Genomic DNA, 19,205 nt, shown 5'->3' on the forward strand with positions numbered 1-19,205 from the left:
GGGATGACGTGGCTGTTCTGGGGGTGGTAGTTGTCGCCCGGGCCGTACATGTTGGTCGGCATCACGGCCAGATACCTGGTGCCGTACTGGCGGTTGTAGCTCCAGCACATCTCGATGCCGCTGATCTTGGCCAGGGCGTAGGGCCTGTTGGTGGGCTCAAGCGGCCCGGTAAGGAGGTGCTCCTCCTTCATGGGCTGCGGCGCGTGCTTGGGGTAGATGCAGGAGGAGCCGAGGAAAAGCAGCCGCTTGACGCCGTGCAGGTGGGCGTTCTGGATGACGTTCAGCTGGATGGCCAGGTTCATGGTGATGAACTCGGCCGGGTAGGTGTTGTTCGCCACAATGCCGCCGACCTTTCCCGCGGCCAGGATGACGTACTCCGGCTTCTCTTTCTCGAAGAACCCGCGGACACCGGCGCTATCCGCCAGGTCAAGCTCCGTGTGGGTGCGCTTGATGATGCGGGAATGGCCCTGCGCCTCCAACTGCCTCACCAGGGCCGAGCCCACAAGTCCGCGGTGCCCGGCTACATAGATACGTGCGTCTCTGTCCATGGGTTTCGCCTACTCGTTGTAGTTATAGGCCATGAAGCCGTTGCGCTTCACAAGCTCATCGCGCTGGGCGCTCTTCAAGTCCTCGTCCACCATTTCCGCAACCATCTCGCTGAAGGTGATCTTGGGCACCCAGCCCAGTTCATCGCGGGCGCGGGAGGGGTCGCCAAGCAGGGTCTCCACCTCAGTGGGCCGAAAGTATCTGGAGTCCACGCGCACGACGACACGGCCCTTTTCATCCGTTCCGGTCTCCTCAAGCCCCGCGCCGGACCAGGAAATCGCCATCCCAAGTGCCGCTGCGGCGGCATTCACGAAATCACGCACGCTGTATTGCACGCCCGTGGCGATGACGTAGTCCTCCGGCTTTTCCTGCTGGAGCATGAGCCACTGCATTTCCACGTAGTCCTTGGCGTGCCCCCAGTCGCGCAGGGCGCACAGGTTGCCCAGGTACAGGCAGTCCTGCAGGCCCAGCTTGATGCGCGAAAGCGCCCGGGTGATCTTGCGGGTGACGAAGGTTTCGCCGCGCTGGGGCGATTCGTGGTTGAAGAGAATGCCGTTGCAGGCGTACATGCCGTAGGCCTCGCGGTAGTTGACCGTGATCCAGTAGGCAAAGAGCTTGGACACGGCATACGGGCTGCGGGGATAGAAGGGCGTGCTCTCGCGCTGGGGAATTTCGCGCACCTGGCCGAAAAGCTCGCTGGTGGAGGCCTGATAGAAGCGCGTCTTCTTCTCCAGCCCAAGGGTACGGATGGCCTCAAGCATGCGCAGCGTGCCCAGGGCGTTGGCGTCCGCCGTATATTCGGGCATCTCGAAGCTCACGGCCACGTGGCTCATGGCCGCGAGGTTGTAAATCTCATCGGGCTGGGCCTCTTGCACGATGCGGAACAGGTTGGCGCTGTCCGTCAGGTCGCCGTAGTGGAGCACGAACCTGCGCTCCACTTCGTGCGGGTCCTGGTAGATGTGGTCGATGCGCGTGGTGTTGAAGGAGGAGGACCGGCGCTTGATGCCGTGCACGATGTAGCCCTTTCCCAGCAGCAGCTCCGACAGCAGGGAGCCGTCCTGTCCTGTAACGCCTGTGATCAAAGCGACTTTGCGGGACATCAACGCACCTTTCGCGGCAAGAGCGGACTCGTGCCATGCATTGCAGGTTGTATACGTTTGTTCAACGGTCAGTGATTCACTCGCTCGCGTGGTCGCAGCGGCTCAGCTCGCCCTTCCCCACCCTCTCCATGACCTCCACCAGATGCGGACGCCAGAACAGGAAAAATCCTTTGGTGACGCTGGCTTTGACGTAGTATTCCTGCGCGGCGCGCACATCCAGGGTCACCGCGCCCTTTGTCATGAACTTCGACCAGATCTCGACCTCGCCCGGCGGAACCTGAAGGGTGCAGTACTGGCCCTCCCGCAGATGGCAGACCTTTTCGTCCCCCGCGTACACGTCGAAGTACACGCCAAGGCCCATGAGGGATTTCGTGCGGTACACATGTATGGTCGCCAGCGGCGCCGGGCCGATCACGGCCGGCGCCGGGTCCGCTGCGGACACCTGGTTCGCGGCGTCTTGCTGGGCCAGGGCCGCCCCGGCCAGACACAGCGCACCGGCAAGGAGGCCCGCAAGCGCCAACGCAGCAGGCAACCACGCCACGCGCACGCGCCCAGGCGCGGCTTTCACCCGCCCCCACGCGGCTCAGCGCTCCGCACGCCGGGTCCAGAACTGCTCATCGCGCAGCATTTGGTTCTCGATGTTCACCCGCAGGGCGTCCAGGCATTGCAGCCGGCCTTCGGAGTTGTTCACCGCGCCGGAAAATATGGTGCGGTACGATTCCTTGAGGCACGCGGCGCTGTAGGTCGCCACCTCGCGCCCGTCCTGCGCCACCTTCAGTTGCGAATACACGTAGACCTTGTCCTTTCCCGTGGGCGAGCCCACGAGGTACGAGGGCAAAAGCGACAGGACCAGCTCGTATTCCGCGCGCGTGCCGGTGTAGTCCTGCGCATGCGAGAACGACATGGTGTAGCTGCCGGAGCCACTCTCGCAGGCGGCCACCGTGGCGGGCAGATAACGCGCATTCCCGTCGTATTGAATGTCTCCGCAGGCCAGGACATAGGGCTTCTTCACGGCCTCCACATGCGGCCTGACGCTCATCCTGCCGTAGCAGCCGCACACGGCCAGGGCGGAACCCAGGCAGACGCCCAAGAGCGCCGACCGGTGCAGACCGCAGGCGCGCCTCATAAAAACACGTTCAGAATCCCAAGTATCTCCGCCGTCTTGCCTTCCATCAGCGCCCTGTCCCCGCGCGACTCGACATTGACCCGCAGCAGGCTCTCGGTGTTGGAGCTGCGCACGTTGAAGCGCCAGGTTCCAAAGCCCATGGACAGGCCGTCGATCCAGCTCTCTTCAATGGCCTGGGGCTGAAAATGCCTGTGCACGCCGCGGATGGCCGCAGCGGAGTCCGCAACCTTGCGGTTGATCTCCCCGCTGCACGGGAAGGCGCGAATGCGCTCCTCCACCATGGCCGAAAGGGGCCGCCCGGAGGCGCTCATGAGCGCGGCCAGGAGCAGCCAGGGGATCATGCCGCTGTCGCAGTAGGCGAAGTCCCTGAAGTAATGGTGGGCGCTCATCTCGCCGCCGTAGATGGCGTCTTCCGCGCGCATGCGCTCCTTGATGAAGGCGTGGCCGGTCTTGCTCTCCACCGCCACCCCGCCCGCGGCCCGCACCATCTCGATGGTGTTCCAGGTCAGCCGGGGGTCGTGGATGATCTTGCCACCGGGCGAGCGGCCCAGCAGCGACTCCGCAAGCAGGCCGACGAGGTAGTAGCCCTCGATGAACGCGCCCTTCTCATCGAAGATGAAGCACCTGTCGAAGTCGCCGTCCCAGGCGATGCCGAGGTCCGCGCCGGAGGCGACGACCGCGCTGGACGTGTCCTGGCGGCGCTCCGGAAGCAGCGGGTTGGGCACGCCGTTGGGAAAGGTGCCGTCTGGCTCCTGGTTGATGAGCGTGAAGGCGAAGGGAAGCTGGCGGCGCAGGGGCTCAAGCACCATTCCCGCGCAGCCGTTCCCGGGGTTGGCCAGGATCTTCAGGGGCGCCAGTCCGGCAGGGTCCACGTAGCCCATGAGGTGGTCCACGTACTGCGGGCGGAAGCATTCCTCGCGCCGCACGCCGCGCCGCTTTACGGGCGACATGTCGCCGGACATGGCCCGGCTGCGGATGGCCTGAAGGCCGGAATCGCCGCTGATGGGCACCGCGCCGCGCCGCACGAACTTCATGCCGTTGCAGTCCGCCGGATTATGGCTCCCGGTGACCACGATGCCGCCGTCGAAGCCCTGGCTGAAGGTGGCGTGGTAGATCTCCTCGGTGCCGCAGACGCCCAGGTCCACAACGTTGACGCCGCCATCCAGCAGGCCCTCGGTCAGCGCCTGGCACAACGACGGGCTGGAGAGGCGGACGTCCTGCCCCACGACCACCTCAAGGGGACACATTTCCTGGGCATAGGCCTGGCCGATGCGCCAGGCCAGGTCGGGGTTCAGTTCCTCGGGCACGTTTCCGCGCACGTCATAGGCCTTGAAGCAGGACATCAGATGTTTCCTTCAGCGGCGGGCATTGCGGCCCGCCTGTGGTGCGGCCGTGCGCTCATACACGTCCATAGGTGTCTTCCATGCGGACGATGTCGTCCTCGCCAAGATACGAGCCCGTCTGCACCTCGATGATCTCCAGGGGGATTCTGCCGGGATTTTCCAGCCGGTGCCTGGTGCCCAGGGGGATGTAGGTGGACTCGTCCTCGCCCAGGAGCAGCACGTTCTCGCCCACGGTGACGCGGGCCGTGCCGCTGACCACGATCCAGTGCTCGGCCCGGTGGAAGTGCATCTGCAGCGAGAGAACCTCGTTCTCTTTGACGATGAGCCGCTTGACCTGGAAGTGCAGCCCGCAGACGAGCACTTCATAGGAGCCCCAGGGCCGGTAGACCTTTATGTGCGTATTGGCCTCGCACCGGGAGCTTGCCCGCAGGGTGTTCAGAAGCGTCTTCACGCCCTGCGCCTTCATCCTGTCGATGATCAGGATGGCGTCGGCCGTCTCCACGATGGCCAGATCCTTGATGCCGAGGGTGGCCACCAGGCGCCGCGTGGAGTGGATGTAGCAGCCCTCGGTGTCCTGGGTGACCACGTCGCCGACGATGACGTTGCCCTGGGCATCCTTCACTCCGGCCTCATAGAACGCGCTCCAGGAGCCGAGGTCGTTCCAGTGCAGGTCCAGGGGCACGGTGCAGGCATTGTCCGTGTGCTCCATGATCGCGTAGTCGATGGATATCGCCGGTGCGGAGCTGAAGGCCTCCTTGCCGACGCGGACGAAGTCCATGTCGCGCGTGCGGGAGGCCCAGGCCTCCCGGCAGGCCAAGAGAATCTCCGGCGCGTGGCGCTCCAGTTCCTTCAGGTAGGTGGAGGCCCGGAAGAGGAAAATGCCGCTGTTCCAGTGGCTGCCGCCCTCGGCCAGCAGGCGCTCGGCCTCTTGCACGGGGGGCTTTTCCACAAAGCGCGCCACGCGGAACAGGTTCGGGGAGACCTCCTCCCCGCTTTGGATGTAGCCGAAGCCGGTGTCTGGCCGGGTGGGCGTGACGCCGAAGGTGATGAGCATCTCCTCCCCGGTGGCCTGGGCCGCGTGGTCCACGGCCCGATGAAAGGCCTCGGCGGGCTCGATGGTGTGGTCCGAGGGCAGGACGAGCAGCAGCGGGTCCTCGCCGTCTTCTCTGGCGGCCAGGGCGGCCAGGGCGATGGCCGGGGCGGTGTTCCTGGCCGTGGGCTCAAGGATGACCTCGGCCCTGACGCCCAGTTCCTGCAGAATGCCCGCGGCGAAGAAGCGCTGCTCTTCGTTGCACAGGACTATGGGCTTGCCGAGGCCTTTCAGCCCGGCGACCCGTTGCAGGGTGTTGCCGAACAGGGTGCCTGTTCCCAGCTCCATGAACTGCTTGGGATACAGCTCGCGGGAGAGGGGCCAAAGACGCGTACCGCTTCCGCCGCACAAGATGACTGGCCTGATTGTATACACTTTCCCCCCGGGCTGGTTGCTGTTTTACGGAAAGGCGCGCCAAGCGGAGCAACCGGGCGGCCAGGGGCCCGCCCCTCCAGGCGCATGGCGCGGGCTCCCGCGCCAGTCAGTGGGAGCCGTAGTCGGCCTTGTGCCACTGCCAGGCCGTGGCCAAAATTTCGCGAATGTCGGGATATTCCGGCTTCCAGCCCAGAACATCCCGGGCCTTGGAGGCGTCGCCCACGAGGCGCGGAGAATCGCCGGGGCGGCGCGGGACCACCGAATACGGAATAGCCTTGCCCGTCACGGACGCGGCCGCGTCGAGGACCTCCCGCACGGAGTAGCCCGTGCCGTTGCCCAGGTTGACGGCCCCGGAGCGGCCCCCGGCCTCCAGGTAGCGCAGGGCCAGTACATGGGCCTCGGCCAGGTCCTGAACATGGATGTAGTCGCGGATGCAGGTGCCGTCCGGCGTGGAATAGTCGTCGCCCAGCAGCTTGACCTCCGGGCGCTGGCCCAGGGCCACCTGCAGCACCAGGGGAATGAGGTGCGTCTCCGGCAGGTGCCGCTCGCCCACCTGCGCGCCAGGGTCGGCTCCGGCGGCGTTGAAGTAGCGCATGCAGGCGTACTTGAGTCCGAAGGCCCTGGCGCAGTCCTCCAGAATCAGCTCCACCATCAATTTCGTCCGCGCATAGGGAGAGATGGGACCAACGGGGTGGTCCTCGCGCAGCAGCCCGTCAAAGGGCGGGCCATACACCGCGCAGGAGGAGGAGAACACGAACAAGGGCACCGCGTTGCGCCGCATGGCCTGCAGCAGGGCGATGGTGTTGGCCACGTTGTTGGCGTAATAGGTCAGCGGGTCCGTCGCCGACTCGCCCACGCAGATGGAGGAAGCGAAATGGATGACCGCGTCAACCCTTTGGGCGGAGAAGACGGCGTCCAGAGTTTCGGCGCTGCCCACATCGCCAAGGACAAAGCTTCCCCAACGCAGGAAGTCGCTATGCCCGGTGGAGAGGTTGTCCAGCACCACGGGGGTGAAGCCCTGCTCGTGGAGCCGCTTGACCGTATGCGACCCGATGTAGCCTGCGCCGCCGCTGACCAGGATTGTGCTCATGATTGCCTGCCCACGCTTCTCTCCGGGTTACGAGATGTCTTCAACACGGTCCGCCCCTTCACGATGAGCCTCGGACCACCCTCGTTTTTCACAAGTTGATCGATGTGTTACAGTGCATTACTGACACCGCGTACGCAGGGCGTCTGTACGGTGGCGCACAGATGGTACGTAGACCCTGGAGTTCTTTCCACTTTGCTGGCCAGGCGCGGCGCGCGTTTACAACTCGCGCCGCGCCGTGCCGGTTCAGGACGCGCGGGGCGGCCCGCCCGGCAGGTGCAGCTGGCGCTCAAAGGCTGCGGCGACCCTGGGCCAGGTAGCGTGCGCCAGCACCAGCTCTCTGGCGCGCGCGCCGATGCGGTCCCTGGCTGGCTTGTCGTCCGAATACTCCACAATGCGGGCCGCGAACTCCTCCGGCTGTTCCGCAAGCACGTAGTGCGTTCCCGGCAGCGCCTGCGGAAGCGCCTCCATGCCCAGAGCGTTGGAGACCACCAGCTTGCCCAGGGCGAAGGCCTCGATGACCTTGTTCTTCAAGCCGCTGCCCAGCTGCATGGGATTGATGACGATGGCCGCGGCCGAGGCATAGCGGTACAGGTCCTCCACATAGCCGGGGAGGATGATGGACTCGTGCTGCTCGGCCATGCGCAGAATGCTCGCGGTCGGGTTCTTTCCCACGATGTGCCAGCGGTAGCCCTTGCCCGAGAGATGCGGCAGAAACACCTGGGCATAGAAGAATTCCACGGCCGTGATGTTCGGCGAGAAGTCCAGATTGCCCCAGAAGATCAGCGAACGCGGCTCCTCCGCCGCGTCCTGGATCCAGCCCTCCAGACTGGGCGAGACCCCGTTGGGCAGGTCGCTCACCGCCTCCGGCCTGTGGGGGGAGAGGGAGCGGATGTGCTCGCGGTCGACGGGTGAGATGGTCAGCACCTGGTCGAAGCTGGCGGTCAGCCCGGCCTCGAAGCGGCGGTACCGGAACCAGCCCAGCAGGTAGCGTGCGGCCTGGCGCCAGGGCATCCCCCGCGTTGCGTAGCGGCGTTTGCGCAAAAGCGTCAGCGACACCGAATCCACCACGTCGGCGACGCGCCGGAACCCGGCCAGCGGCGCCACGTACTCGGCCAGATCAATGGGGCTCACGTAAATGCAGTCCGGCTCGAAACGCCGCGCAATGCCCCGCAGAGTGCTGGTGATCCGGGCGAACTCCTCCGGGTAGGAGGCTTCCAGATAGCAGGCGTTGCTCAGACGGAAGGACCCGCGCCGCCGGGGCCGGCCCGCGGGCGGCGCAATGTGATGGACGCGCTGGAAGATGTGCGCGCACTTCTCCCACGCCTCTTCCCCTATCTCCTTGAACACCACCAGCTCCAGAACATGCCGCCGCGCAAGCTCCTGAAACAGGTGAAAGATCCGCAGGTGCACGCCGTGCGTCAGCGGAAGGGGCAACTCCGGGTAGACCACGAGGATCTTAGCCATGTGCCCGCCCCGTGGATTTCGCCGCCAGGCTGTTGCGAACCCGGCGCATCAGCCTGCCGCCCTGCCGAGCTTTCTGCCGATGTAGCCCTTGAACGCGTCCACTTCGTGCTGTTCAACGGACTTTGTGCCAACCAGCAGCAGCCCGCAGACCACAAGATACACCGGCCCGGACACGGCGAGCAGGACAAGGGGCGGCCAGCCGGAATAGGCCTTGAGCAGCAGAACAGGCAGGGTCGACACGACGGCGACGCCCAGGATGGTGGCGTTGACGCGCCAGGCGATGGAGTCGGCCACGCGGATGTTGAGGCAGTGTGAGGCGCGCACGAGCTCCACGTAGCGGAAGAGCATGTTGGAGAAGATATTGGCCGCCACTGCGCCTCCTGGCCCGAAAAAGTGTATCAGCGGCAGGATCATGGCAATGGTGACGGGCAGCCGCAGAATGCCCAGGCGCATCAGGAACGTGGTTTCGGAGTAGGCTTGCAGCACCGCCCCGGTGTTCACCCCGGCGATGAGGAAGTTCACCAGGGAAAGCTGGAAGATGGGCACGCTCTCCAGGTACTCGCGGGTGAACAGCAGGGTGATGAACTCGTAGGACACGGCGAACAGGTACACGCAGGCCGGAATTATCACGAGGTTCATCTTCCGGATGGCGTTGTTCCACACGCGCCGCATGGCGACCGCGTCGTTCTTCGCACGCAGGCGGGCCAGCTCCGGGGTCATGATGTTCGCCACGGAACCCGCGATCAGGGCGAAGACGGGAATCTGGTACACGCCGATGGAATACATGGCGAAGGTGCGCGCGTCGTACAGGTAGGAGATGAAGAAGTTGTGGATCCGCGTCTGCAGCGTCCAGGCGATGTTCGCCACGCTGAGCGGGGCGGAGAACCGAAGCTGCGCCAGGAACAGCGGCCGCTCGAAATTTTGCAGGGAAACGCCGACGGAGCGCTTCATGTAATACAGCTGGAACGCCAGCCGCGCCAGGGAGCCGCCGATGTTGGCGTACATGAGGGTCATGACCGACGCGTCATAGAGCACGGCGCACAGGATGATCGCCGAGGTGGTGATCTGGATGCCCACGGTGAACAGGGAGGCCAGGGTCGCGCGGCCCTCGGCGATCATGCAGCTCTCAAGGAATGAGGAGTAGATCGACAGGCAGAGGTGCACGGCGAGCACCGGCACGAAGCCCGCCATTGCCGGGGCGTTGAACAGCCGGGCGACCCCCTCCCGGAACACGAGCAGCCCGAGCAGCACCGCCGTGCCGATGATGAGCACGAAGAGGAACGTGTGCAGGATGATCTGCCGCTTCTTGTCCGGCTCGCGGGGGATGAAGTAGAACAGGCCCTGCTCTATGCCCTGCTGCACGATGGGCATCAGGGTTATGTGGATCAGGAAGATCTCCCTGTACAGGCCGTACTCCTCCCTGGTCAGCATGCGCACAAGGATGATCGGCAAGACCATGGACACGGCAAAGGCGATCAGCCTGCCGCTTACCAGAACCATGGACTGTTTGGTCAGCGAAGCTCCGGGAGCCATCAATCACGGCCTTTCTTGTTGGAACGGTATGGCGAACGGGCGCGGCACACGGGCGCCGCGCGCCCGGCCGCAGCAAGGGCGAGGCCTAGCGCGCGCCCTTCCGGGACAGCACTACCCACACGGTGTTCCAGATGATCAAAAGGTCATCCATGATCTGCCAGTTGTCGATGTACTGGAGGTCCAGCTTCAGCACCTGCTCGAAGTCCTCGATCTTGTTGCGGCCGGAAATCTGCCACAGGCCCGTGATGCCGGGCTTTATGGAGATCCGCCGCCTATGGCGCGACTCGTAATGCGCCACCTCGTCCACCGTGGGCGGCCGCGTGCCCACCAGGCTCATCTCGCCGCGCATGACATTGATGAACTGGGCGAACTCGTCCAGCGAGGTCTTCCGCAGGAAGCGCCCGATCTTCGTCACCCGGGGGTCGGACTCCATCTTGAACATGTGGCCCTTCATCTCGTTCTGTCCAATCAGCGTGCCGAGCTTGGACTCCGCGCCCGTGACCATGGTGCGGAACTTGTAGATGTTGAACACGCGGCCGTGCTCGCCCACGCGCGGCTGCTTGAACAGCACAGGCCCGCTGGAGTCCATTTTTATGAGCAGGCCGATGACCGGGTACAGAAACATGAAGAACAGCAGGCCCACCATGCCCACGGAGTAGTCCAGCATGCGCTTGTAGAGCGCGCCCGCCGCATTGATCCGCACGGCGCGCTTCACCAGGGTCGGGATGCTTTGGATGGTTTCCACGCGAATGTTCAGCTTGTCGTTCGGGTCGTACAACGCCGGAACGATGCGGTAGGTCGTTCCGACCTCTTCGCAGAGGTCGATGTTCGCCTTCAGGTTGACGGACACGCACTCTTGCGAGAACGCGAAGATCACCTCGTCCACGCTGGTCGACAGGAGGATGGCGTTCAGGTCGTCGACGCCGCCGAGGTGCAGCGTCTCTATCTCCGCCGTGGGAAGATACCCGGGCTCCAGCAGATAGCCGATGACCTTGTGGCCCCAGCTGTTCTGCATGCCCAGGGCCGTGTTCAGCTCCTTGATCCGCTCGGGCGAGCCCACCAGCAGGATGCGATGGCAGTTGAAGCCCGTGCGCTGCTGCCCGGAGAGATAGACCTCGAGAAAGGCGCGCTCCACGATGAACCCGATGGCTATCGCGCTTGCGCAGACCACGGTGAACAGGCGGCTTAAGTCCACCTTGAGGAAGAACAGCATTCCGCTGAAGACGACGAAGAGGATGACCACGGACAGGATGACGCTGCGCACCGTGGCCAGAAACTGCGGCGGCCGCCTGTCGGAATACAGGCCCATCTGCCCCAGGATGAAGTTGTTGACGAAGACCAGGAACAGGGCGACGTACCCGGCGTCGAGGTTGTCCAGGCGCCAGTCGTAGTGGTTGACGATCCAGTTGGCGTAGGACGCGGCATACACGACGCCGATGACGATGAGCGCATCGACCAGCATCAAGATGTTGATGACGAATTGGACCTGCTGCTGGTACATCGCGCTCGCCCCCTGTTTACGGAAGGATGTTCCCCGTCTGGTTCGGAATGTGCGCATCAAGCGCCCTCGACACCCGGCCGGAAAAAGCGTCCAGCTCCAACTGCGCATCATCCAGGGCCCGGTCGCCCGGCAGCCCCATCTCCACCCGGACCAGCGCCCCATCGGACCTGTGCAGGGTCAACGAATCCCAGAGCAGATAGAACTTGTTCTGGAACTCGCTGGCGATGATCCGGCCGCGCTGCTGGAACCAGAAGTTCGAGACGAGCTTCTCGCCATTCTTCATGAGCACCATCTGCTGGATGGCGAAGGCCCGCCCTCCCGCCGGATTGGCCGCCAGCTGCCTGCGGCTGGCGATCTCCCAGCCGGAACCGAGCATGCACGAGGTGGGGGCGTGGGCGGTATGCTGGGCGGTCTGCAGCTTGTAGTAGGGAATGAACAGGGACAGCGAGCTCCCTGTGGTGCGGTTGCGGTAGCTTGCCAGGAAGTAGTCGTCGGACCACAGGCTGTCGAGGGTCGCCTGGTCCAGGTAGCCGCGCGTGCCCTGCCATTCGCCCAGCTCTAGCGGGAAGGTGTCGAGGCTGTTCCACCTGGGCACGGTCTGCACCTGGAGGAAGGCCGTGAAGGCGAGGGACAGGCAGACGAAGAGCGCAAACACGCCAAGGCCATGGCGCACGGACAGCCCAGGCCAGGCAGGCTCTGCTGACGCGTCCTCCGCAGTCTCGGCATTCTCCGCAATCCCGGCCTGCTCCGGCTGAACGGGCTGCGCCGCCGGCTCCCTGCTTTCAAAGAAGCGCAGAATCCGGCTCGCCCCCAGCAGCAGCACCAGGGTGGCCAGATAGATCAGCCAGCCCTGGAAGTCATGAAAGAACCCGTCGGCCAAGGTGGGGGAAACGTAGCGCACCAGCAGGCCCGTCACCGTGATGCGCACGGCGTTGAGCACGATGGAGACGGGCGCGGAGAGCAGCACGAGCAGAACGCGGGACACGATGCTGCGGTTGAACATGTGCCCGACCACAAGGCTGAGGAAGATCGTGGGCAGGAAGTAGCGCAGCCCGCTGCAGGCATCCACCACCTGAAGCTTCATGGTGCCCAGGTCGATGACGTTCCCCTCGAGGAACACCGGCACGGACAGGGCCTGCAGCAGCCTGGTGGACAGGTCCGAGGAGATAAGCCGCAGTTGGAAGCTCAGGGTCCGCTCGATGAAGGCGGGCGGCGGGATGATGAACAGCAAGAGCAGCGCCGGGAAGAGCAGCAGCCTGAGGGCCTTCATGCCCAGGCAGACGATGGCGATGCTGAGGGCGCACAGCCAAAGCGACAGGTACATCAAGGGCTCCAGCGTGCCCAAATGCCCCATGAGGAACAGCAGTCCGGCGAACGCTATCCCCGCGAAACCGGGCCACCGCGCCCCCCCCTGACTCGCGGCCAGCTCGCGGCGCCTCTGCCAGACCGCATACCCGGCCACCAACGGAACCAGCAGGCAGTAGGAGAAGTCCTCCTGGACCCATTGGGCGGCCATCATGGCGATATCATTCCTGAACATGAAGCCGCAGCCTGCAAGCATAAGCAGCAGGGACAGCGTTTGCGTGTAGCGTTGGGCGGGTGTGGAAACGATCATTCGGCCTTTCCTGCGGTTACAGCGTCGTCGCCAGTGGTCATGGGGCTGCGCGGCGTCATGCTACTTGCGCCTGAGCTCCGCCAGCTCCAGCTTTGCCGACTCGCGCTCCGGGAAGGCCCCGGGGAGCACAAGGGCCTTCTCGTACCACTTCAGCGCCTGGGTCTTCTCTCCCTTGGCGTTGTAGATGACGGCGAGGTGGTAGGCGACCGTGGGCGCATCCTTCATCTTTTCCCAGGCGCGCAGGGTCTGGGCCAGGGCCTCATCCTTGTTTCCGGTCTTGAAGTGCACCCAGCCGATGGTGTCCAGGCTTCCGCCGTTGTCCACGCCCTTGAGCCTTTCAATGAGCCCCTGGGCCTTCTTCAGATTCTCTGGGGTCGGCAGATCCTGCGCATAAAGGTAGGCCAGGTTGTTCAACACTGGAAGATAATTCGGGTTCTTTTGCAGAAGCTGCTCGTAGACGCTCTTGGCCTCTTCCGCATTCTTCTGCGCCTGCAGCAGCATGCCCAGAGCCAAGCCCACCGAGGGCGCGCCGGGATTCGCGGCATAGGCGTCGCGGTACTTCTGGATGCCCTCCTGGACCTTGCCCTGCTGGATCTTGAGCTGGCCGAGGTACTGGTAGGGAGAGGGCGCCTCGGGCGCGAGCAGAATGGCCTGATTGAAATATTGCTCCGCCCCGGCCGAATCCTTGGTCTCCATCAGCACCCGCCCAAGCAGCAGGTTGTTGAAGGCGTCCTTGGGCTGGGCCAAAACCCGCTGCCTGGTGAACTTGAGCGCTTCATCGGGACGCTTGTCCTGGAAGTACAGGGCGACTTTGAGTTCTGCGGCTTCCCTGGCGTCCGGGGAGAGGGCCAGGGCCTTGTCAAAGGCGTCGTGCGCCCCGCGGAAGTCCTGCTGGGCCATCAGCACCCGGCCAAGACGCACCAGCGGGAGCGGCTCCTTGGGGGCTATCTCCATGGCCCGCTTGTACGCAGCCTTCGCGGCGCTCAGGTTCTTCTTCTGGGCCTGGATGTCGCCCGTGGTCACAAAAATCGCCGGGTTCGTGGGATCCTTCGCCGCCATGGCGTTCAGCTCGACGAGGGCCCTGTCGGTCTTGCCCGTGGAGGCCAGGGTCTCCACCAGCAGCATGCGCGTTTGCATGCTGTCGGGATTCTCCTTGATGGTCTTGGCGAGCAGGGCTTCGGCCTGCAGCCCCTCGTTGTTCAGCAGGTGGGAGCGGACGAGCATCTCGTACGCCCGCACGCTCTTCGGGTCTGCGTCCACCACCTGACGCAGTTCCAGGATGGCCTCGCGCACCTTGCCTTTCTGGAGGTCCAGGCTCCCCATGAGCAGGTGCCCTTCCGTGTCCCTGGGGTTGCGCTTGAGCACGGCGTCCAGCTCGGTCTGCGCCTTGTCCACCTGCTGGCTGGCAAGGTACGCCCCGGCCAGGATGCGCCGAGCGCGCACGGCCTGGGGCAGGTCGGGGTCCTTGGCGATGAACTCCTTCAGGAGCGCCTCCGCCTTGCCGACCTGCATGGTCCGCGAGTAGTGCTCAGCCAGGGCCAGCTTAATCTGGTTGGAGCCAGGCAGGTCCCTGCTGGCGCTGACCAGGGCCTCCTCGATGTCCGCGGCGGTGCCCTTCTTGGCGATGGCATTGACCAGGGCCAAGCGGTACTGCTCCTCCTGGGGGAAGCGCTTCACCAGGGAATTCAGGGCGTCCATGGCCTTTTGCGCCTGCCCGGTCTGGGTATAGAAATTCACCAGCAGCATGTTCGCGCCGGGATTTTCCGGCTCGATGGCCACGACCTCCAAAAAGTGCCGCTCTGCGGAATCCAGGTCGTTGTGCTGGGCGTAAAACCTCGCCGTGTGCATATGCAACAGAAGACTCTTGGGATTCTTCGACAATCCCTCGAGCAGGGTTCGCTCTGCTTCGGGGGACTCGTTGCGCAAGGTGTAGGTTTCGCTTTTGGCCAGAATGATGTCGACGTTCTCCGGATGCTTGGCCTGAAGCGCCGTAAGACGCGCCAAGGCCTCGTCCGTGCGTCCCTGCTTGGACAGGACTATGGCCTTGATGACCCCGGCCTCGACGTGGTCCGGGAGCTTTGCAAGGATGAGGTCCGCCTTCTCTTCGACCTTGTCCATGCTTCTTTGCAGGTAGAACAACTTGCAGAGCCCGAGTTGCGCATCCATCTCATTGGGGTCCAACTCCACGGCGCGGGCATAGCTCGCATAGGCGTTGGCGAAATTTCTGTCCTGAATCTGCACGGCCCCAAGCAAGGTGTAGCCCTTGGCGAACTGCGGGTCGATCTTGATGGCGTTCTTGAGCGCTATCTGCGCGTCCTGGGCATTGCCCGCAGCCAGCGCCTGCTTGCCTTTCTCGTAGAACGAATCCCGCCTGTCGGTGGAATTTCCGCATGCGGCCAGGAGGAGCACAAGCGCTGCCATTGTCAAAGCCTGCGTGTACATTTTCAAGCGATACTCCTCTCACCTTCTGCGGTTTCAACCATTTTCAAGCGTGGAATGCTGCAAGGTCGTGGTGCCGAGAAAGATGCAAGGCCTCTCGGCACCACGTGGAACATATTCAAGCCCTTTGAGACGCCAGCGCCGCAGCACACGGAGACGGCAGTCGCAAAGGCGGTGCATTGAATCAGCTAAGCCGCAGAGCCCTTGCCGAGCTTGCGGCTCTTGTTCACGCCAAACAGGCCGAGCAGGCCGCTGCCGAGCAGCAGGAAGGCGGCCGGAATGGGCGTGCTGGGGGTGACGGGGGGATCCTTCAAGGTGGCGAAGTTCAGGGTCCAGTCCGCCAAGTGCTTGCCGGTGGCTTCCGAATGCAGCAGGAAGCTGTAGATGCCGCTGGTCTGCTCAGGAATGTTGTTGAAGACGAGGTTGAACACGCCACCGATGGAACCGGTGACCACGGCGGTCTGGATCTGGCCGCTGCCTTCCTCGTAGAACTTGGCGGTGATTTTGCCGACATTGTCCCACACGCTCTTCAGGGTGATCATGACGTCGAGATGGATCACTCCACCATTGCCAATGGCCGCGGGATTCCCCACGCTACCGAAGGTGACGTTGACGCCATCGCCCTTGTTATAGACCGTGTCCGTACCAGATACGTAATTGTTGCCGTACAGGTCGTAGGGATCAACCGTAGTCAGCGCGAAGCTGCTTGTGGCGAAGACCACAAGCAAGGCAGCGCTCATCAGCAGAGATTTGCACATCTTCATAATTCACCTCTGGCCTAGTGTTGATGTGAGTTCAATTTGACGCTTCTTGCATGTTGAACTGTCGCGCAAGGCGGTTTTGTGCTGTCCGCATTGCCTGACCACCCCCCTTGCAGCGCTGTATTGTGCCCATGAAAGCCTCAACATGAATTGAACAAATAAATTTCTGTCTCCCATGAAGCGGACTGTCAGCCTCATGACATTGGCAGTGGACCACAATTGAGTCTGTACGGCATCGCACTTAGCCGATCATATTTTTGATGTCGCGCCAGATGCTGGTAGAATTTTGCATCTTTGGACAGCGGTTCGATATTTTAGGCATCGCGACCATTCCTGACTTGCGAATATGCGGCATGAGGCCGCGCACAGGCTCCATGCTGCGAGTCCATGCCTGCCAAGAACTCTGCATGAACATTTTTAGTCTGCAATGACAGCATATTGAATGATAATAATGATGTGTTTTTCACGTTTCTGAAGTTATCCAAAAGCAGACATGACACACAGAATTTCCTTGCGTCGCATTTTCACGCATTAAAAAGCCGTGACGCCAAAGGAACTGTTTCCCATGACGCCACGGCAAATGAATGCAAAGGCTTAATTTATCTTGTCACCACATGATACGGAGGTGACTCTTGCGATTCTGCTGTTCCGCTCATTAGGCCACGGAATTCTTGCTCAGCTTGCGGGACTTGTTCACGCCGAACAGGCCAAGCAGGCCGCTGCCCAGAAGCAGGAAGGCCGCGGGGATGGGCGTGGGGCTGGTCGTGGTCAGAGAGGCGCTGTTGATGGTCCAGTGGGCCGCCTCGTTGGCGCCCCAGATGTCGTTGGCCACGACGCTCAGGGCGTACAGGCCGGGGCCGGTGACGAGGTTCAGGTAGCCGGTGATGTCGAAGGTTCCCTCATTGCCGTTCGGGTGGTGACCGACGATGAAGATGTCATTGCCGGAAGCGGCGCTGAACAGGACGAGGTGGTCCTTCTCAGCATTGGTGTTCCAGCTTCCGCCCAGCAGGTTCACGTTCATTTTGAAGTAGGCGGAGGTGACGCCAGGAGCGATGGTCACGCTGTCCTGCCATTCCTGGCCCATGTAGTAGTCGCCCGCAGTGCTCAGCGGGATGGTATTGACGACCGGACTCGCGAAACCGCTGGTGGCGCAAACCACAAGCAGGGCCAAACTCATAAACAGGGCCTTGCAACTTTTCATAATCTTCTCCTTACTCTGCAGGTTACAGAAAATTCTTGCAACGCCTCGTGCACACGGCCACGCCCGTACAGCTGTTCCGCACCCCAGTGCCGACCTCCCACTCCTCTTGGGCGGCCTTTGCTTCACGGAGAACAGAACCCGTCGCATACCGCGCAGGAGTGGCCTATTCCGCCACACGTCCAACCTGCCCCTTCCGGGAACCGCAGCCTCCAACTTCCCCCCACGGGCGTCCGCTTGCGCGGAAGGCTGCCGTCCTCTCACCGGTAGATTCACGCTGGTTTCGTGATCCGCGATACGCTAAGCTGATGGCTCATGGACAATGGCCACGAAATGCCACGACGTCTGTTCGTTGCCCCGCTTATGAAATTAATGAGCGCCCGCCATGTGAAACCGCCCCTGCCCCTACCTTCTGGCGCGCCAAAGTTATGCCGCACTTTTTCGATTTAATATTTCATGGACTGATGAGTGCACGCTGAAACGCGGACGCGATTTCGGCGCACCATCACCCTTGGCGGCAAAACGACATCTTGGACCCGCCAGCCAACTGAACGGGATTTGCGGGGCATTTTGCTGTGTTGGGGCAGAGAGGAGAGAGGCGGAAGATCTGTCTTGCCAGTTCGCGTCGGGCTGGCCGGGCGCAAGCGGGAAGCGCCACGCTGCTCGCAGGCAAACGGCAGAAAGCGGGTCGGCTCGGAGTGGTTCTTCGCAAATGCAGGGCGTAAATTTTTCTACAATGCCTCGAGTCATTCCTGCGCAACAATGCTCGTAGACGTGCAGGGACATCAAATCAAACGGTCTGCCCTCGTAGCCCATCTTCCTTTCCAGGCCACGCCCGCTCTTTGGATGCGTCCCGGCGCTCCAGGATACGGAACGACGGGGGCCAGAGTCCCTTTGACCGCAGTATAGCGGTAGAAACATTCGCCAATCGTCGTGCACTCAACTTATACTTACGCAATTCCTTCCAGAGTGCTTGCTTCTGTAAAGCTGTTTATCGGCGCGGTTCACCACTTCCTCGGCGACCTCGCCATCCCTGGAAACAGCCCCACCAAACGAAGCCGTCACCTTGATTGCGCTTCCGTCGTGCTCCAGCCAGCTGTTCTCAACCAGCGTGCGCTGGCGCTGGCCCATTTTTAAAAGCGAATCCGGATTGGAGTTCGGCAGCAACAGCAAAAACTCCTCCCCACCCCAGCGGCAGGCGATATCCAATGCGCGCAGGCTTTTTGCCAGGGTCTGCGCCACCATGTGCAGCACCTTGTCGCCCACGGGGTGGCCAAAGGTGTCATTCACGGCCTTGAAGTTGTCGATGTCCACGAACAGGGCCCCGAACGGCACTCCGCCTTCCGTCCAGGATTTTTCAATGACCTTGATTGTGATGTCGTAGAAGCGCCGGTTCCCGATGCAGGTGAGTTGGTCCGTCAGCACCTCCTTGCGCAGGGCCTCTAGCTCTTTCATGATGTTCAGACTGCGGACGTTGCTTGAGAACACCTCCACAGCCCCCATCAGCTCGCCATTTTCTCCACGCAGGGGGGAAGTGTGGATGACGACCGGCACGCGGTATCCGTACTTATGGTGCATAAAGACTGCGGCCTCGCGCGGCTGGCCATCGCTTAAAGTCGCAAGAATGAGGCTGTCCGGCTCCTGTACCTGCCTTCCCATAGCGTCGAGATGCCGGAGAATGCTCTCCTCGCACGACCTCCCCAAGACTTCCCGGGCGGAATAGCCGCTCAAGCGTTCCGCCGCTTTATTCCAGTAAGTCACCTGGCGGTCCCGGCCGATGGAATAAACCCCGTCCGACAGGGAATTCAGCAGCTCTTGATAAAATTGGATGTCCATGCGGCCCCTTGGTCAATGTTGCGCAACCATCTGCGGCGATTCTCCAGAACGCTTCCGCGCCGGGCGACAACCTGGGAGATCATGGCGCGGCTGAGACTGCTGAGGTGTTTACAAAGCATGCGCGCCTGCGTCTGTGCCATTCCAAACATTGCGAGCAATGACGTTTCATGCGGCGAGTGGGCGGGCGA

15 protein-coding genes are annotated in these 19,205 nt (G+C 62.8%); all 15 read right to left on the minus strand.

What is annotated here, in order from left to right; genetic code table 11:
* The coding region (locus VN419_RS09740; protein WP_325646954.1) for an NAD-dependent epimerase/dehydratase family protein at positions 1-548 on the minus strand (548 nt) is incomplete at its 3' end.
* 9 nt (positions 549-557) lie between these two features.
* Positions 558-1,646 (minus strand): GDP-mannose 4,6-dehydratase, encoded by a 1,089-nt coding sequence (gene gmd / locus VN419_RS09745; RefSeq protein WP_325646956.1) that lies wholly within the window; start codon positions 1,644-1,646, stop codon positions 558-560.
* Between the two features lie 76 nt (positions 1,647-1,722).
* Positions 1,723-2,187 (minus strand): hypothetical protein, encoded by a 465-nt coding sequence (locus VN419_RS09750; protein ID WP_325646958.1) that lies wholly within the window; start codon positions 2,185-2,187, stop codon positions 1,723-1,725.
* A 42-nt stretch (positions 2,188-2,229) separates the two neighbouring features.
* Positions 2,230-2,772 carry a hypothetical protein gene (locus VN419_RS09755; RefSeq protein ID WP_325646960.1) on the minus strand — a complete coding sequence of 181 codons (543 nt, stop codon included), beginning with the start codon at positions 2,770-2,772 and terminating at the stop codon, positions 2,230-2,232.
* On the minus strand, positions 2,769-4,115 hold the full coding sequence (locus VN419_RS09760) for a phosphomannomutase (RefSeq protein WP_325646962.1): 1,347 nt from the start codon (positions 4,113-4,115) through the stop codon (positions 2,769-2,771). The genes VN419_RS09755 and VN419_RS09760 overlap by 4 nt, the downstream gene beginning before the upstream one ends.
* Positions 4,116-4,170: 55 nt before the next feature.
* Positions 4,171-5,580: a mannose-1-phosphate guanylyltransferase/mannose-6-phosphate isomerase gene (locus VN419_RS09765; protein WP_325646964.1), complete on the minus strand. Its 1,410-nt coding sequence runs from the start codon at positions 5,578-5,580 to the stop codon at positions 4,171-4,173.
* A gap of 106 nt (positions 5,581-5,686) precedes the next feature.
* Positions 5,687-6,670, minus strand: a complete 984-nt coding sequence (gene galE, locus VN419_RS09770) for a UDP-glucose 4-epimerase GalE (protein ID WP_325646966.1) — start codon at positions 6,668-6,670, stop codon at positions 5,687-5,689.
* A gap of 243 nt (positions 6,671-6,913) precedes the next feature.
* Positions 6,914-8,134, minus strand: coding sequence for a glycosyltransferase family 4 protein (locus VN419_RS09775; protein ID WP_325646968.1), 1,221 nt, complete (start codon positions 8,132-8,134; stop codon positions 6,914-6,916).
* A gap of 48 nt (positions 8,135-8,182) precedes the next feature.
* Entirely contained in the window at positions 8,183-9,667 is a 1,485-nt protein-coding gene (locus tag VN419_RS09780; RefSeq protein WP_325646970.1) for a lipopolysaccharide biosynthesis protein, read from the minus strand.
* An 85-nt stretch (positions 9,668-9,752) separates the two neighbouring features.
* The gene (locus VN419_RS09785; RefSeq protein WP_325646972.1) at positions 9,753-11,168 is read right to left on the minus strand and encodes a sugar transferase; all 1,416 of its coding nucleotides are present in this window, start codon (positions 11,166-11,168) and stop codon (positions 9,753-9,755) included.
* Between the two features lie 16 nt (positions 11,169-11,184).
* Positions 11,185-12,783 (minus strand): VPLPA-CTERM-specific exosortase XrtD, encoded by a 1,599-nt coding sequence (gene xrtD / locus VN419_RS09790; RefSeq protein WP_325646974.1) that lies wholly within the window; start codon positions 12,781-12,783, stop codon positions 11,185-11,187.
* 60 nt (positions 12,784-12,843) lie between these two features.
* Positions 12,844-15,204 (minus strand): tetratricopeptide repeat protein, encoded by a 2,361-nt coding sequence (locus VN419_RS09795; protein WP_325646976.1) that lies wholly within the window; start codon positions 15,202-15,204, stop codon positions 12,844-12,846.
* A gap of 206 nt (positions 15,205-15,410) precedes the next feature.
* Entirely contained in the window at positions 15,411-15,986 is a 576-nt protein-coding gene (locus tag VN419_RS09800; RefSeq protein ID WP_325646978.1) for a hypothetical protein, read from the minus strand.
* A 652-nt stretch (positions 15,987-16,638) separates the two neighbouring features.
* Positions 16,639-17,184, minus strand: a complete 546-nt coding sequence (locus VN419_RS09805) for a hypothetical protein (RefSeq protein ID WP_325646980.1) — start codon at positions 17,182-17,184, stop codon at positions 16,639-16,641.
* Positions 17,185-18,120: 936 nt separating this feature from the next.
* Entirely contained in the window at positions 18,121-19,017 is an 897-nt protein-coding gene (locus tag VN419_RS09810) for a GGDEF domain-containing protein (RefSeq protein ID WP_325646982.1), read from the minus strand.
* Positions 19,018-19,205: the final 188 nt, after the last annotated feature.

Origin of the sequence: Humidesulfovibrio sp., from assembly GCF_035560995.1 — a bacterium.
GTDB lineage: Bacteria > Desulfobacterota > Desulfovibrionia > Desulfovibrionales > Desulfovibrionaceae > Humidesulfovibrio.